Genomic DNA, 468 nt, shown 5'->3' on the forward strand with positions numbered 1-468 from the left:
GCCCCTGGCCCCAGGCGTCCCGGGCGAGGCGCCAGCCCAGTTCGATCGTCGCGCCGACCCGCTCGCCCCCCGGGAACGGCATGGCCCGCATGATCCGGAACGCGCCGACGAAGCCGACGAACCGGCCGTCCCGCTCCAGGGCCCAGGGGCCGAACCCGTCCGCCACGAAGCGCCGGTCGTAGCTGCCCGCCTCGGCGGCGCTTTCCGGCTCGGTCCGGGGCCGGGGGAAGAATTCCATCACCGCCGGATCGGCGTTGAGCGCCGCGAAGGGCGCCGTGTCGGCCGGACGCCAGCGGCGCAGGAGCAGGTCGCCGTCACGGAGATGATCCGGCACCGGGGCGGTTGCAATCTTGCCGCGCCAAGCCAGGGAGCGCCGGTTCAGCAGGGCGAGGTCGGCGGTGCCGGCCAGCACCGCCTCCCCGAGGGCGATCGCGTGCTCCAGGCCGTCGGCGGGCATGGTGGCGTGGG

1 protein-coding gene is annotated in these 468 nt (G+C 75.9%); it reads right to left on the reverse strand.

What is annotated here, in order from left to right; translation table 11 throughout:
- On the reverse strand, positions 1 to 468 hold a 468-nt coding region (locus FV228_RS32545; RefSeq protein WP_147858039.1), incomplete at both ends, for a GNAT family N-acetyltransferase.

Origin of the sequence: Methylobacterium sp. WL18 (assembly GCF_008040015.1) — a bacterium.
GTDB classification, from domain to species: domain Bacteria; phylum Pseudomonadota; class Alphaproteobacteria; order Rhizobiales; family Beijerinckiaceae; genus Methylobacterium; species Methylobacterium mesophilicum.